The organism is Paracoccus sp. UBA889 (genome assembly GCA_002294185.1).
Taxonomy (GTDB): Bacteria; Pseudomonadota; Alphaproteobacteria; order Rhodobacterales; family Rhodobacteraceae; genus Paracoccus.
Genome location: DBFD01000019.1, coordinates 1 through 14,782, shown reverse-complemented (window position 1 = coordinate 14,782; position 14,782 = coordinate 1). Strand labels below are relative to the sequence as shown.

The 14,782-nt window shown below is 67.0% G+C and carries 16 protein-coding genes and 1 tRNA gene; 9 read left to right on the top strand and 8 right to left on the bottom strand.

Translation table 11 applies throughout. The features are described 5' to 3' along the window. Nucleotides 1-11: 11 nt before the first annotated feature. Nucleotides 12-905, bottom strand: a complete 894-nt coding sequence (locus B4L36_RS02910) for a TIGR02186 family protein (protein ID WP_292952090.1) — start codon at nt 903-905, stop codon at nt 12-14. After that, nucleotides 905-1,819, bottom strand: a complete 915-nt coding sequence (locus B4L36_RS02905; RefSeq protein WP_292952087.1) for a sulfite exporter TauE/SafE family protein — start codon at nt 1,817-1,819, stop codon at nt 905-907. Before B4L36_RS02905 ends, B4L36_RS02910 begins: the two co-directional genes overlap by 1 nt. Nucleotides 1,820-1,990: 171 nt before the next feature. Here B4L36_RS02905 and surE point away from each other — a divergent pair, with 171 nt between their 5' ends. From surE to B4L36_RS02890, 3 genes are read left to right on the top strand one after another with little or no spacing between them, the layout of a single operon-like run. Further along, complete coding sequence (gene surE, locus B4L36_RS02900; protein WP_292952084.1) at nt 1,991-2,824, top strand: 5'/3'-nucleotidase SurE; 834 nt, start codon at nt 1,991-1,993, stop codon at nt 2,822-2,824. A gap of 2 nt (nt 2,825-2,826) precedes the next feature. After that, nucleotides 2,827-3,492: a protein-L-isoaspartate(D-aspartate) O-methyltransferase gene (locus B4L36_RS02895; RefSeq protein ID WP_292952081.1), complete on the top strand. Its 666-nt coding sequence runs from the start codon at nt 2,827-2,829 to the stop codon at nt 3,490-3,492. Between the two features lie 42 nt (nt 3,493-3,534). Beyond that, a complete protein-coding gene (locus B4L36_RS02890; RefSeq protein ID WP_292952078.1) occupies nt 3,535-4,650 on the top strand; it encodes a LysM peptidoglycan-binding domain-containing protein in 1,116 nt (371 codons plus the stop codon). A gap of 85 nt (nt 4,651-4,735) precedes the next feature. Here B4L36_RS02890 and B4L36_RS02885 read toward each other — a convergent pair. Then, a tRNA-Thr gene (locus B4L36_RS02885) sits at nt 4,736-4,811 on the bottom strand. Next, complete coding sequence (locus B4L36_RS02880) at nt 4,802-6,520, bottom strand: ABC transporter permease (RefSeq protein ID WP_292952075.1); 1,719 nt, start codon at nt 6,518-6,520, stop codon at nt 4,802-4,804. The genes B4L36_RS02885 and B4L36_RS02880 overlap by 10 nt, the downstream gene beginning before the upstream one ends. Nucleotides 6,521-6,627: 107 nt before the next feature. Between B4L36_RS02880 and B4L36_RS02875 the strand changes: the two genes are divergently transcribed. Further along, entirely contained in the window at nt 6,628-7,500 is an 873-nt protein-coding gene (locus tag B4L36_RS02875) for a hypothetical protein (protein WP_292952072.1), read from the top strand. A 93-nt stretch (nt 7,501-7,593) separates the two neighbouring features. On the opposite strand, the gene B4L36_RS02870 is transcribed toward B4L36_RS02875, so the two are convergent. Next, nucleotides 7,594-7,845, bottom strand: coding sequence for a DUF2312 domain-containing protein (locus tag B4L36_RS02870; RefSeq protein WP_292952069.1), 252 nt, complete (start codon nt 7,843-7,845; stop codon nt 7,594-7,596). A gap of 138 nt (nt 7,846-7,983) precedes the next feature. Here B4L36_RS02870 and B4L36_RS02865 point away from each other — a divergent pair, with 138 nt between their 5' ends. The 3 genes from B4L36_RS02865 to B4L36_RS02855 all read left to right on the top strand — a co-directional run bounded on the left by B4L36_RS02865 (nt 7,984) and on the right by B4L36_RS02855 (nt 10,404). After that, the gene (locus B4L36_RS02865) at nt 7,984-8,211 is read left to right on the top strand and encodes a hypothetical protein (protein ID WP_292952066.1); all 228 of its coding nucleotides are present in this window, start codon (nt 7,984-7,986) and stop codon (nt 8,209-8,211) included. Nucleotides 8,212-8,355: 144 nt separating this feature from the next. After that, nucleotides 8,356-8,805, top strand: coding sequence for a D-aminoacyl-tRNA deacylase (gene dtd / locus B4L36_RS02860; RefSeq protein WP_292952063.1), 450 nt, complete (start codon nt 8,356-8,358; stop codon nt 8,803-8,805). Between the two features lie 363 nt (nt 8,806-9,168). Next, nucleotides 9,169-10,404 (top strand): DEAD/DEAH box helicase, encoded by a 1,236-nt coding sequence (locus B4L36_RS02855; protein ID WP_292952183.1) that lies wholly within the window; start codon nt 9,169-9,171, stop codon nt 10,402-10,404. 68 nt (nt 10,405-10,472) lie between these two features. Here B4L36_RS02855 and B4L36_RS02850 read toward each other — a convergent pair whose 3' ends face one another. Continuing rightward, entirely contained in the window at nt 10,473-11,666 is a 1,194-nt protein-coding gene (locus B4L36_RS02850) for a multidrug effflux MFS transporter (RefSeq protein WP_292952060.1), read from the bottom strand. 144 nt (nt 11,667-11,810) lie between these two features. Here B4L36_RS02850 and B4L36_RS02845 point away from each other — a divergent pair, with 144 nt between their 5' ends. After that, nucleotides 11,811-12,395, top strand: a complete 585-nt coding sequence (locus B4L36_RS02845; RefSeq protein WP_292952057.1) for a thymidine kinase — start codon at nt 11,811-11,813, stop codon at nt 12,393-12,395. Here B4L36_RS02845 and B4L36_RS02840 read toward each other — a convergent pair. Then, entirely contained in the window at nt 12,392-12,943 is a 552-nt protein-coding gene (locus B4L36_RS02840; protein WP_292952054.1) for a BLUF domain-containing protein, read from the bottom strand. The two genes, B4L36_RS02845 and B4L36_RS02840, sit on opposite strands and share 4 nt — an antisense overlap. 74 nt (nt 12,944-13,017) lie before the next feature. Here B4L36_RS02840 and B4L36_RS02835 point away from each other — a divergent pair, with 74 nt between their 5' ends. Beyond that, nucleotides 13,018-13,698, top strand: a complete 681-nt coding sequence (locus B4L36_RS02835; protein WP_414692129.1) for a DUF2270 domain-containing protein — start codon at nt 13,018-13,020, stop codon at nt 13,696-13,698. 18 nt (nt 13,699-13,716) lie between these two features. On the opposite strand, the gene B4L36_RS02830 is transcribed toward B4L36_RS02835, so the two are convergent. Continuing rightward, nucleotides 13,717-14,688 (bottom strand): DMT family transporter, encoded by a 972-nt coding sequence (locus B4L36_RS02830; protein WP_292952051.1) that lies wholly within the window; start codon nt 14,686-14,688, stop codon nt 13,717-13,719. Nucleotides 14,689-14,782 lie beyond the last annotated feature (94 nt).

Sequence of the window (14,782 nt, the reverse complement as noted above, 5' to 3'; positions counted from 1 at the left end):
GAGTCCCGTTGTCAGGCCCGGCGCAGCTTGCGGAAAATTCCCGATGCGCCCCAACCCGCGGCGACCGCGACGGCCAGCGACATCAATCCGTAGAGCAGCGGCTGGTCAAAGGCCATGCGGTAGAGCCAGCGTTCCAGACCGACCTTGCGCACTTCGATGGGCGCGCGATAGACGTCGATGACCCGACCGTCGCGCAGCAGGAAGATGCGGGTCTTGTAATCCCCCTCGATCAGGTTGGCGGGCAGCCGGACATCGGCGCGGAACAGGGTCTGGTCGACCAGCTTGACGCTGCCCTGATCCAGCCGGTACAGCCTGTTTGCTTCGCGCAGTCGGATCAGGGCCGCGGTATAGGGCACCACGTCCGCGACCTGATTGTTGCCCCCCATCGCACGCAGGGCAAGCGGCAGCGAGATGCGGTAGCGCTGGTCCCATTCGGGGCGCAGGATCTGATCCAGCGGGCCGGTGGTCGCGACCACGTAGAAACCGGGGGCGGCGCCGACCTCGACCCTTTTGGTGTTGATCCAGATCCCCAGCTTGCGTTCCTTCTTCCAGACCGTCAGCGACTGCGAGGGGGCCTCGATTGTCATGATGACCTGCAGGGGCGGGCCGTCGGGGATCGGGGTCTCGCGCTTGACCGCGCCGTAGATCAGGATCTCGGAGCCGTCGAAACTGGCGGTGATGGCAATGGAATCGCTGGACAGACCCGCCACCACCTGTTCGCCCGGCCTCTCGACGTTCTCGGGCACGATGACGCGCGGGCGGCCGGGATCGGGATAGGTCGGATAGGCGTCCTGCCCGCGGGGCGCCAGCGGCACCGTCGATCCGGGCGCGGTCTGGTCCTGGGCAAGGACCGCCGCCGCGCCCAGCGACACAAGCAGGGTCAGGATCGCCGCCCTTGCCACCATCAGCGCGCCCCCGACGTGATCGAGTAAAGCTCGTCCGGCCTCAGGAACAGATCCAGCGCCAGCTTGCCGCAGACCAGAAGCACCATCAGCGCCAGAAGGATCCGCAGCTGTTCCGCCCGCAGCCGCGCGCCCAGGCTGGTGCCGATCTGCGCCCCGACCACGCCACCGATGATCAGCAGAACCGCCAGCATGATATCGACCGTGTTGTAGCTGACGGCGTGCATCAGCGTGGTGAAGGCGGTCACGAAGGTGATCTGGAACAGCGAGGTGCCGACAACGACCTTGGTCGGCATTCCGAGCAGATAGATCATCGCCGGCACCATGATGAAGCCGCCGCCCACACCCATGATCGCGGCCAGCACGCCCACGGCAAGTCCGACCAGAAGCACCGGGATCGCGCTGATGTACAGCCCCGAGGCGCGAAACTTCATCTTCATCGGCCAGCGATGCACCCAGTTGTGCTGGTGCAGCCGCTTGCGGAAGGTCGGGTTTCGCGACCGGCGCAGGGATCGGATGCTTTCCTGCAGCATCATCATCCCGATCAGGCCCAGAAACACGACATAGGAAAGCTGCACCACCAGATCGACCTGGCCGATCCGCTGCAGCAGCGTAAAGACCCAGACGCCCACCGACGATCCGGCCAGTCCGCCGGCCAGCAGAACCCAGCCCATCCGGAAATCGACGCTCTTGCGTTTCACATGGGCCAGCACGCCCGACACCGACGAGGCCACGACCTGATTGGCGCCCGTGGCCACCGCGATGGGGGGCGGGATGCCGATGAAGAACAGCAGCGGCGTGATCAGAAAGCCGCCGCCGACGCCGAACAATCCGCTCATCAGGCCGACCACGCCACCAAGACCCACCAGCGTGAAGGCGTTGACCGATACCTCGGCGATGGGAAGGTAGATCTGCATGGGCCGTGATGTTTTGCCGTGACGCAGCATGCAGCCACTTGGTCACAAGGTCAAACGGCTTTCGGTTCCTGCGTCAACGGGTTGAAGGCGATGGCGCGGCCCGCTAATCACGATATGGGGATTGCCAGCAACAGGCGCGTCACCCGCGCGCGTCGGGACAGGGACGACCGGATGCGGATACTCATCACCAATGACGACGGGATCAACGCGCCGGGCCTTCAGGTTCTGGCCGAAATCGCGGCCGAAATCGCGGGCCCGGACGGCGAGGTCTGGACCGTCGCGCCCGCGTTCGAACAATCCGGCGTCGGCCATTGCATCAGCTATTCCCATCCCACCATGATCGCCGAACTGGACCAGCGCCGCTATGCCGCCGAGGGCAGCCCGGCCGATTGCGTGCTGGCGGCGATCTCGGACGTGATGGCGGATGATCCGCCCGATCTGGTGCTGTCGGGCGTGAACCGGGGCAACAATTCGGGCGAGAACGTGATGTATTCCGGCACCGTCGGCGGCGCGATGGAGGCCGCGCTTCAGGGCCTGCCGGCGATCGCGCTGTCGCAATACATGGGTGCCGCCACCGCCGTTCTGAACGATCCGTTCGAGGCCGCGCGCCGTCATGGCCCGGCGCTGATCCGCCGGCTGCTGGACCATGGCGACTGGACCTCGGACCAGGATTTCCGGCTGTTCTACAACATCAATTTTCCGCCCTCCGGTGCCGAGGGGGTGCGCGGGACGCGGGTCGCCGCGCAGGGCCGCCGGCAGGGAACGCGCTTCGGTGTCGTGCCCTATACCGCGCCGAACGGGCGGCGCTTCATGTGGGTCGCGGGCGGGTCGCAGACGGCGCCTGCGGGCGCGGGCAGCGATGTGGACGCGAACATGCGGGGCTACGTCTCGGTCACGCCGATGCGCGCCGATCTGACCTGCCATGCCTCGCTGACGGGGCTTGCCGCCTCGCTGGACGAGGATCATGATGCGGAAAGTCCCGCCAGCCAGCCCGGAACCGCCTGACAATGCCCGCAGACGATCACCAGGACGACGACAGCCCGGCCGAGCGCAAGATGCGCTTTCTGTTCCAGTTGCGGTCGCGCGGCGTGACCGATCCGCGCGTGCTGGCGACGATGGAGCGGATCGACCGGGGTCTGTTCGTGCGCGGCCAGTTCGCCGACCGCGCCTATGAGGATACGCCGCTTCCCATCCCCTGCGGACAGACGATCAGCCAGCCCTCGGTCGTCGGCCTGATGACCCAGGCGCTGAATGTCGGCCCGCGCGATACGGTGCTGGAGATCGGCACCGGCTCGGGCTATCAGGCGGCAATCCTGTCGGGGCTTTGCCGGCGGGTCTATACCGTCGACCGCCACCGCCGTCTGGTGCAGGAGGCAGAGGCGATCTTCCGGGAACTGGATCTGTTCAACATCACCGCGCAGGTCAGCGACGGATCGCGGGGCCTGCCCGATCAGGCGCCCTTCGATCGCATCATCGTCACCGCCGCGGCCGAAGATCCGCCGGGGCCGCTGTTGGCACAATTGAAGATCGGCGGTATCATGGTGGTTCCGGTGGGGCAGTCCGATACGGTGCAGACGCTGATCCGGGTGACGCGGACCGAGACCGGTTTCGACTATGACGAATTGCGGCAGGTCAGGTTCGTTCCGCTGGTCGAGGGGTTGGGACAGACATGACCCCCGCGCGGCGGCAGAGGCAGACAGGCCAAGGATGACAGCATGAGCAGGACCTACAGGCTGATCGGGGGCGCCAGCGCGGCAGTTCTGTTGCTGGCATCCTGCGGGGCGAACGGATTCGACCCCGATCTGCGCCGGATGATGCCCGGCGCGCTGAGCACCGCCGAGGCGGCCGCGACCGCCGCCCCGCGGCCGCAGCCGGACAGTCGCGGGCTGATTTCCTTCCCCGATTATCAGATCGCCATCGCCAGCAGTGGCGACACGCCGGCCACGATCGCCGCGCGGCTGGGCCTGGGCGCCGACGAACTGGCCCGCTACAACGCCCTGCCGGTGAATGCCTCGCTGCAACAGGGCCAGACGCTGGTTCTGCCGCGCCGTGTCGCCGACGCAACCGGCGCGGCGGCGCCCGCGGCCCGCAGCGGCGGCGCGCCCCCGGCCGGCGCCGCGCCCGACAGCCCGGCCTCGACCGCGTCTTCGGTCGGCGGCCAGCCCCGGCAGCATGTCGTCGCCGCGGGCGAAACCGCCTGGTCGATTTCGCGCAGATACGGGGTGTCGGTCCAGGATCTGGCCCGTTGGAACGGGTTGCCCTCCAACATGTCGGTGCGACTTGGCCAGCGGCTGATCGTGCCGATTCCGGGCCAGCGCGCGCCCGATCCGGCAGCGATCACCACCGCGCCGGGCAGCGGCAGCCCCACGCCGCGTCCGCCCTCGGCCGCGGATCCGCTGCCGCGCGAGGATACCGCCCCCGCCTCGAAACCCGCGCCGGCGCCGGACGGCCCCGATCTCGGCTCGACCCGGACCGCCGCCTCGGGTGGCGGCCGTTTCAGCATGCCCGTTCCGGGCGCAATCATCAGTGTCTATGAAAAGGGCAAGAACGAGGGGATCGACATCGCCGCCCCCGCCGGAACACCGATCAAGGCGGCTGGCGCCGGCGTCGTCGCCGCGATCACGCAGGACACATCCAGCACGCCGATCCTCGTGATCCGCCATGATGGCGGGCTGATGACGGTCTATACCGGCTTCGGATCGCTGGACGTGGCCAAGGGCGCCAGCGTCGGCAAGGGCCAGACGCTGGGCAAGGCGGGCAAGGGCGGCGTCGTCCATTTCGAGGTCCGCCGCGGCTTCGAAAGCGCCGATCCGGAAGATTATCTGGGCTGATCCTCCGCGGCTGCCCCAGCACCTGTGCCCCGAGGATGTCATCCACGCAGGCCTCGGTCCGTCATTCCGCCTGCGGCTCTGGAAATGGTGCCGGTTGCAGGAATCGAACCCGCGACCTTCTGATTACAAATCAGCTGCTCTACCTGCTGAGCTAAACCGGCCCATCGCCTGCGATACCGCGCGCGGCAGGCTTGCGCAAGCCAAGGTTGGCGCGCGCCAGCAGCGCCACCGCCAGAAGTCCGACCGCCATCACCAGCAGGGCGGCCGGCGCCGCGTTGCCGAGATCCTCGAGACTGGCCTTTTCGTGGGCGCGGGTGGCCAGCGTCTCGTAATTGAAGGGACGAAGCAGCAGGGTCGCAGGCAATTCCTTGCCGCTATCGACGAAGACCAGCAACAGGGCCGACCCGACCGAGCCCTTCATCAGCGGCAGGAACAGATCGCGCAAGACCCCACCCGCATCCCGGCCAAGCGACCGGGCGGCCATCGGCAGCGACGGCGGGACGCGGGTAAAGCCGCCGTCGATCGCGCCCTGGGCGATGGCGAAGAACCGCACCAGATAGGCCAGCACGATGGCCGCGCCGCTGCCGGTCAGGATCAGCCCGGGATCCGTCCCCGTCAGGGCCAGCCAGCCATCGGCCAGGCGGTGATCCAGCGCCGCCAGCGGGAACAGGATGCCGACGGCCAGCACCGCCCCCGGCGCCGCATAGCCGATGGTCGTCACCGGCATCAGCAGGCGCGGCAGCGCGCGGCCCGACAGGCGCACGCCATAGACCATGACCAGCGCCAGGAGGACGGTCAGGACCGAGGCCGTCGCGCCAAGGGTGATCGTGTGCCAGGCCGCCCTGGCCAGCCCCGGCGTGATCCAGCCCTGCGGATAGGCCAGCGCATAGTTCAGGATCACGCCGACCGGCAGGATGAAGCCGAGGGCAAAGGGGATGAAGCAGGCGATGCTGGCGCCGGCCGCCGCCGGTCCGCGCAGAGGCTGGCGCAGGATCGGTCGCGGCTGACGGGCGCTTGGACTATAGCGCGCATTGCGGCGGCCGAACCGTTCCCACAGGGCCAGGATCATCACCACCAGCAGGATCACGCAGGCAATCTGCGCCGCCCCGCCCGCGTTGCGACGTTCCAGCCAGGTCGTGAAGATGCCGGTATTCAGCGTCTGCACGCCGAAATAGCTGACCACACCATAATCCGCGACCGCCTCCATCATCGCGATGGCCGATCCGGCCACGATGGCGGGACGGGCCAGCGGCAAACCCACGCGACGGAACAGACCCCAGCCGCCGGTTCCAAGCGCGCGAGCGACCTCGTAGGCGCCGCCCGATTGCTCGTGCAGGGCTGCGCGGGTCAGCAGATAGACATAGGGAAAATTCGCCGCCGCCATGACCAGAATCGCAGCCTCCAGCGAGCGGACCTGCGGAAACCAGTAATCGCGAGCACTGGCCCAGCCGAACCAGCCGCGCAAGGCCATCTGGACGGGGCCGGAATAATCCAGAAAATCGGCCAGGGCATAGGCGCCGATATAGGCCGGCACGGCCAGGGGCAGCAGCAGGGCCCATTCCAGCAGACGGCGGCCGGGAAAGTCATAGAGACTGACCAGCCAGGCCGCGCCCGCCCCCATCGCGGCCGCCAGCATCCCCGTTCCGGCCGCCAGGATCGCGGTATTCATCAAATAGCGTGGCATCACGGTGGCCATCAGATGCGGCCAGATGTTCTCGGACGGGTTCAGCGCCAGCCAGATCACCGTGCCAACCGGAAGCAGGACCAGGGCCGCGATCAGGCCGGCCGCGACGGACCAGGCGCGGCCGCTGCCCTGACGCAGGCCGTGGTCGTGACGATGAGGATGCGATGCAATTTCAGGCGCGCTCATTCACCCTGCGTTAATCCAAAGGCGTTTGACTGTCCATCAATGGCAGCTACTCTTGCCACGCCAGAAAAGAACCGGACCGAAGAAAGAACGAGGCCGAGCGGATGGAGATGGTGTTTCACCTCGGGGTGCATTGCACCGACGGGGACCGGCTTCTGAAGACCCTGCTCAACAACCGCGAATGGCTGCTGGGCAAGGGAACCGAGATCGTCACCCCGCAACGCCATCGGGGCCTGTTCGAAGAGGCGCTGATGGCCCTGAACGGCGGCCGCGCCACGCCCGAGATGGAACAGATCATGCTGGACGCGATGCTGACCGCCGAGGCGCCGCGCCGCGTGGTCCTGTCCACGCCCACCTTCATGGGCGCGCCGGGCCGGGTCTGTGGCCGCAACGAGGGGCTGTATCCGCAAATGGGGTCGCGCGCGGCGGCGCTGGCCAGCCTGTTCCCGCAGGCACAAGCGGAATTTTTCCTGGCGATCCGCAATCCGGCGACGTTGCTGTCCGAAGTCCTGCCGATCTTCACCGGCGGCGGCTATGACAAGCTGCTTCAGGGCAACCGGCCGCAGGATCTGCGCTGGCGCGACGCGATCCGGCGGCTGGTCCGGTCGGTTCCCGGTCGCCGCATCGTGATCTGGTGTCACGAGGACGTGCCGCTGATCTGGCCCGAAATCGTGCGGCTGGCCGGAAAGATCCCGGCCGACGCGCCGCTGTCCGGCGCCCTGGTCTACATGCAGGAAATTCTCGGCGATTCGGGGCTTGCGATGCTTCAGGAGGCACTTGGCGGCCGCGACCAGCTGAGTGTGCAGCAACGGCGCGAAATATACGCCCGCATCCTTGCCGATCACGCCCCCCGGGACGCGATGGAACAAGAGGTCGCCCTGCCAGGCTGGACGCAGGACATGGTCGACGAGATCACCGATCTCTATCGCAGTGACGTGGCCGAGATCGCGGTCCTGCCGGGGGTCGAGTTCGTCCTGCCCTGAAAGGCGCGGGCGCAGGAAGGCTCAGGCCGGGATCGCGGCGCGGCAATCCGGCCGCGAACACCCCATCCTTCCGCGCGCCGCAACCGGCGCCCGTCAGCCCATGCCAAGGGCGGATTTGTACATCTCCAGGATGGCCTCTTCCTCGGCCACGTCGTCACGGTCGCGCTTGCGCAGGGCGACGATCTTCTTCATCACCTTGGTGTCATAGCCGCGGGCCTTGGCCTCGGCCATGACCTCTTTCTGGCGCTCGGCGATGTCCTTTTTTTCTGCCTCAAGCTGTTCGAACTGCTCGATGAACTGGCGCAGCTCGTCGGCGGCGACACCATAGGCCTGATCGTCCTGCATCTTTCGTCCCTATCTGTTGCCACGGGTCGGTCCCGCGACGTCATCATCTGGCGCGCAGGGTTAGTCGCTCTTGTTCCGGGGTGCAATCGCCGCTAGGCCACCGGCATGATATCGCGCCCATCGCGGAGACAGATCGCCATGACCATCTTCGACATTCTCGTCTGGCTCGGAGCCGCGCTGACGCTGGCCGGCGTGGCCTTGCTGATCGGTTGCATCGCGATCGTCGCGCGCGCGCGCAAGGCCGGGCTGGACGATGCCGCGCTGCGCGCGCGGATGCGGCGCGCGCTGGTGCTGAACATGGCGGCGCTGGCCCTGTCGGGCATCGGGCTGGTCCTGGTCATCGTGGGCATCTTCCTGGCCCCGTGACTTGACCCTTTCAGGGGCCCGGCCGCATCATGTCGGCAAACGGGCAGGAGCATGCGATGAATCCCGAACCGACCACCGGCCTGCGATGACGGGCGGTGCGGCAGCAATCGTGACGGCGATTTTCAGGCCGTGGAGGCGCCGCGCATGAGGGCGCTGGTCCAGCGCGTCACCGAGGCCTCGGTCGAGGTCGAGGGCCGGCCGATCGGCCGCATCGGACCGGGTCTGCTGGTGCTGGCCTGCGCCATGCGCGGCGATGACGAGGCGATGGCCGAGAAGCTGGCCGCGCGGGTGGCAAGGTTGCGCATCTTCGGGGACGAGGCGGGCAGGATGAACCGGTCGCTCATCGACATGGGGGGCGGCGCGCTGGTCGTCAGCCAGTTCACGCTGGCCGCCGATACCCGTTCGGGCAACCGCCCCGGCTTTTCCGCGGCGGCCGCGCCCCACGACGGGCGCAGGCTCCTTGATTGCTTCGTGGACGGCCTGCGCGGAGAGGGCGTTGCCGTCGAGACCGGCCAATTCGGCGCCGAGATGAAGCTGCGGCTTCTCAACGACGGACCGGTCACGATCTGGCTGGACAGCGCAGACCGCGCTTGACTTGTCGCGACGGTTCCCCCATCTGAGCCATGTCGCCGTCCGCTGCCGCGTGAGCAGCCGCGAGATTTCGCCCCAGGCCTGCGACGATAATCCAGTTTCCCATTCACGCGGGGAGGCTTGCGGGCTTCTCGTATTGCGCCCGCACCCCTGCTGATCGCCGCGCCGATGATGTGCGTGGCCACTGCTTTCGTGTCCGATACGGGGGATGCGAGGGCCTGAAAGTTTTTGATGGACCAGAAGAACAACAATCGCCGTCCTTTCCATGGCGGCAAGGGCAAGGGGCGTCCCGCCCCGCAACCCGCCGCGAATCAGGGCCGCCGCGCGGTCTCACGCGATCCGCTGCCCAGCGGCCCCTTTGCCGAAATGGGGATCGATCACCGCATCAATGCCAATATCGCCGCGATGGGGCTGGTCACGCCGACACCGATCCAGGAACGGGGCATTCCCTCGGTCGTGGCGGGGCGCGACGTGCTGGGGCTGGCCCAGACCGGCACCGGCAAGACGGCGGCCTTCGGGCTGCCCATGCTGACCCGGCTGATCAACTTCGGCAAGAAGCCCGATCCCAAGACCTGCCGCGCGCTGATTCTGGCGCCGACGCGCGAATTGGCAACGCAGATCGCCACCAATATCGACGCCTATGCCGAGGGCACCCCGATCCGCAGCTTCCGCGTCGTCGGCGGCGCCTCGATCAACGTCCAGATGGAACGGCTGTCGCGCGGCGTCGATGTGCTGATCGCCACGCCCGGCCGCCTGATCGACCTTATCGAGCGACGCGCGGTCGATCTGTCGCAGACCACCTATCTGGTTCTGGACGAGGCCGACCAGATGCTGGACATCGGCTTCATCCATGCGCTGCGCCGGATCGCCAGGATCCTGCCGAAGGAACGGCAGACGCTGCTTTTCTCGGCCACAATGCCGAAGCTGATGTCGGAACTGGCCGACACCTATCTGACCGATCCGGTCAGGGTCGCGGTAAACCCTCCGGGCCAGGCCGCCAAGCAGATCGAGCAAGGCGTGCATTTCGTCACGCAAGGCGACAAGGCGACGCTGCTGGCAGAATATCTGTCGAAACATCCCGGCGAATTGGCCATGGTCTTCGGTCGCACCAAGCATGGCAGCGAAAAACTGTCCAAGCTTCTGGACAAGTGGGGGTTCAAGGTCGCGGCGATTCACGGCAACAAGTCGCAGGGTCAGCGCGAACGCGCCCTGGCCGCGTTCCGCGCCGGCCAGACCCAGATTCTGGTGGCCACCGATGTGGCGGCGCGGGGTCTCGATATTCCCGAGGTCGCCCATGTCTATAATTACGATCTGCCGAACGTGCCCGAGAATTATGTCCACCGCATCGGTCGCACCGCCCGCGCCGGACGCGACGGCCGCGCCGTGGCCTTCTGCGCGCCGGCCGAAATCGGCGAATTGCGCGCCATCGAAAGGGCGATGAAATCCGCCATCCCGGTGATCGGCGGCGAGGTTCCGCCGCCCGCCGCGGCCTCGGCCGGTCGCGGGCCTCGCGGTCGCGGCAAGCCGATCGATGGCGGCGCGAACAAGCGTCCCGCCCGGCGTCCTTCACGGCAGCCCAGAAGCCGGCAGGCGAAGGCCTGAGCGTCGGCCTGCGGGATTTGGGTATTTGGGCAACGAAGAAGCCGCGGGATGTTGGTCCTGCGGCTTTTTCATGCCACCCGCAAACGCGGCCGGGGCAGCGACGCGGCCGCAGCGCACCATGCCAGCACCCCGCACAAGGCGATCGCGGGCACCATGGTGGCGGCGCTGTTATCCATGAACGGTCCGGTCACGGCGATCATCGCGCCTCCGGTCAGCATCTGGATCGTGCCCCCCAGCGAGGAGGCAAGGCCCGCGATGTCGGGATGGGGGTCCAGCGACATGACCATCGCCGTGGGGATGACCAGCCCGAGGAAGGCATTGGCGCAGAACAGCCCGGCCACCACCACCGGCAGCGCGTCAAGGCCGATCCAGACGAGCCCGGTCAACGCGACGCCCAGGACCGCGAAACCGGTGATGGCCAGCGCGATCACCCGCTCCATACCGAAACGGTCGGCCATGGGGCCGGCGAATTGCGAGGCGGTGAAGAAGCCCACGGCATTGATCGCGAAGGCCAGCGAAAAGCCGGTCGGCGACAGGCCGTACTGGCGCGTGTAGACGAAGCTGGCCGCGGACAGGAAGACGAAGAAACTGGCCAGCCCGAAACCGCCGATCATGGTCAGCCCCATGAAGCGGCGGTCCGACAGCAGCCGGCCGGCACCGCTCAGGATCGGGCGCAGCTGCACGGGGCGGCGATGTTCGACCGGCAGGGTCTCGGGCAGAACGAACAGGGTCAGGCACAGGCTGAAGGCGGCCGCGGCGGCAAGAACCGCGAAGATCTCGCGCCAGCCGCCCCAGGCCATGACCAGCGAACCGGTCAGCGGCGCCAGCATCGGCGATACCGAGATGACGATCATGATCGCGGCCATCATTCGGGCCGCCGCCGGCCCGGTCGCCAGATCGCGGATCACCGCCCGCGGCACCACCATCAGCGTGGCCGAGCCCAGCCCCTGCAGTGCCCGCGCCGCGATCAGCCAGCCGATCGAGGGGGCCAGAATCGCGGCAAGCGTGGCGGCCAGAAAGATCGCGGTGCCGATCACGATGGGCATTTTTCGGCCCAGGGCATCGGCCATCGGACCATAGACCATCTGGGCGATGCCGAAAGTGATGAAATAGGCTGTCAGCGTCATTGCCGCTGCGGTCTCGGACGTGTTCAGATCCCTGGCGACCTGCGGCAGCGCAGGCAGATACATGTCCACCGCGAAGGGGCCCACCGCGGCAAGAAGACCCAGCACAAGGGCCATGCGGAACAACGGATCGCGCATTGGAACAACCTGATCTGTGACTGCGAAAAGACAGGGCACCGCGCGACGGCGACGTTCGCCACGGCGACGCGGTTGTGCCAGAAAACGGACTTCCTGGCAATCTCCGCGGCTTGCCCGCGCACCGGCCCGGCGCTATCTGGCGCCATGGCAAAGCTGTATTTCCATTACTCGACCATGAACGCGGGCAAAAGTACACTGCTGCTGCAAGCCGCCCATAATTACCGCGAGCGCGGCATGGCGACGCTGCTGCTGACAGCGGCGCTGGACGGGCGCGAGGGACACGGCCGGATCGGCAGCCGCATCGGCATCGGCGCCGAGGCGCTGACCTTCGATGCCGCGACCGACATGGTCGGGCTGATCGAAAGCCGGGGTCGCGGTTGCGCCTGCATCTTCATCGACGAGGCACAGTTTCTGAGCCGCCATCAGGTCTGGCAACTGGCGCACGTGGCCGACGATCTGCGCATTCCGGTCATGTGCTATGGACTGCGGGTCGATTTCCGCGGCGAATTGTTTCCCGGCTCGGCCGCGCTGCTGGCTTTGGCCGACGATCTGCGCGAGGTCCGCACGATCTGCCATTGCGGGCGAAAGGCCACGATGGTGATCCGGCGCGGCGCAGACGGCGGCGCGCTGACCGAAGGCGCGCAGGTGCAGGTCGGCGGAAACGAGACCTACCTGTCCTTGTGCCGCCGTCATTGGCGCGAGGCGACGGCGCGACAGCGCCCCGCCTAGCCGGCGGGATTGGCCGGCGCGTCCTGCCGCAGCACGCTGAACGAACAATCGTTCAGGAAAGACAGAAAATCCTCGGGCCGCATCGCGCGCATCGATACGTCGTGCTGCGTCGCCCAATCGAAAAGCAGCGTGCAATCGCGATCGGTGCGTCCCATCGACCAGCCATCGAACTGCCGCTGCGCGATGGGCGAGCGCAGCAGCAGCTCGACATCGCGATGTCGGGGATCGGCAAGGATGTCTTCGTAGAGCGAATCAAGATTGTCTGCCGGGCCTTCGATCCACTGGTAATAGACATCGGCTTCGCGATGCAGCAACCCGGTGATGCCCAATCGTGCGTTGCGCAACGCCGCCTTGACCAGCATATCCCGTTCCTCGGCGCCGTTCGGCGGCACCAGAGATTCGCTGCGATAGAGGATTGCCGACAATGTACGGGGCACGAAGACCTCCTCATTCTCGTGGCACTTGACGCTTCTTAACCTGAAACGACCGGCACCATCCATATAAGTTTTGTTAAGTTTCAGCCCGTTGCCTTTGGCTGAGATGGACAAGCACGATCAGCGCCCCTGTGCGCAACCGGCTTGCCGGATTCCCGGCGGCCTGCCAAGCTGGTCGCGGGGAGAGAATGACCATGGATGGCGAACAACATTGTCGCAAGAAGCTGGATGCCGCCGAAATGGGCGTGATCGCGCATCTCTATCGCGGCGAGGTCTATCGCTCGACCATCTGGCGCACGCGGCTGGACACGACGACGAACTGGTCGGTGGTGACGCTGGGCGTCGCCCTGTCGATCACCTATTCATCGCCCCAGGCGTCGCCGCTGCCGCTGGTTCTGGTCGGCATCCTGATCATCTTCTTCCTGATGCTGGAAGCGCGGCGATATCGCTATTTCAACGTCTGGCGCGCCCGCTGCCGGTGGATGGAACTGCATTTCATGGCGCCGATCCTGAAGGAAGGCGATCTGCATCTGGAGGAACACTGGCAGGACCGGCTGGCCGAGGATTATCTGCATCCGGCCTATCATGTCAGCATGTGGACCGCGATCGGTCGGCGGATCCGGCGCAATTATGTCTGGATCCTGCTGATCCAGGCCGTGGCTTATCTGGGCAAGCTGATCGTGCATCCCGACCCGCTGGTCTCGGCCGGCCAGTTGCTGGAACGCGCCGCCATCGGACCGTTTCCGGGCTGGCTGGTCCTGGGGGTCGGGGCGTTCTACTGCATAAGCTGGTCGATCATCGCCATCCTCAGCGGCAAGCAGGACGCGGAACGCGCGCGGATGCGGCGCGACGCCCTGGGCATGGGCTGAGATCCGGCCGACCGCGCCTCAGCCCTGGGGCGTCATCGCCTTGCGTTGACGATTGCGCTCCAGCCCCAGCCTGCGCTCGCGCCAGATGATCAGGATCCCGGCCAGAATGACCACCGCCGCGCCGGTCAGCACGACGGCCGTCGGCGCCTCGGCAAAGAAGAACCAGCCGATGGCGATGGCCAGGATCATCGAGACATATTCGAAGGGCGCGATCAGCGAGGCATCGGCAAAGCGATAGGCCGAGGTCAGAAAGATTTGCCCGAACCCGCCCAGAATGCCGGTCGTGATCAGCAGCGCCAGCGTCCGGGCATCCGGCGCCACCCAGCCGAAGGGCAGCGTGGACAATCCCAGCACCGCCGAGGTGACCGAGAACCAGAAGACGATGGCCGAGGTGCGTTCTTCCTGCACCAGCCGGCGCACGAAGATCTGCGCCAGCGCGGCACAGAAGGCGCCGCCAAGCGCCACGACGGCGCCCAACTGGTTTCGGTAATCGCCCGCCCCGGACATGTTGAGTTGCGGCGACAGCACGATCAGCACGCCGGCAAGTCCCATCCCGACCATGCCCAGGCGGAACAGGCGCACGTCCTCGCCCAGAAACATCGCGGCGAAGACGACGACCAGCAGCGGCGCGGCATAGCCGATGGCGGTCGCCTCGGGAAAGGACAACAGCGACAGCGCCCAGAAATTCAGCCCCATGGCGGCGGTGCCGATGATGCCGCGATAGACATGGCCCAAGGGCCGAAAGGTGCGCAGGCCCACGCCGATCTCCTGGCGCAAGGCCAGCCAGGCCAGAATCACCGGAATGGCAAAAAACGACCGGAAGAAGACCTGCTGGCCGGGCGGCACGCCGAGGCTCTTGTCCGCGGTTGCCTTGACCAGCGCCGCCATCACCGTGAAAACCGCGACGCTGGCGCATTTCAGGACGATCCCTGCCAGCGGACGCTGGGTCGTCAGGCGTGACGAGGGCTGACGATCGGAAGGCTGGCGCATGATCGCATATCCGTGACGGGGGCCTTGTGTCGCTAGGACGCGCGGCGGTCAAGGTCAAGCGGCGGCGACGCGGGCCGCGGGCGGCGGCGGCGCG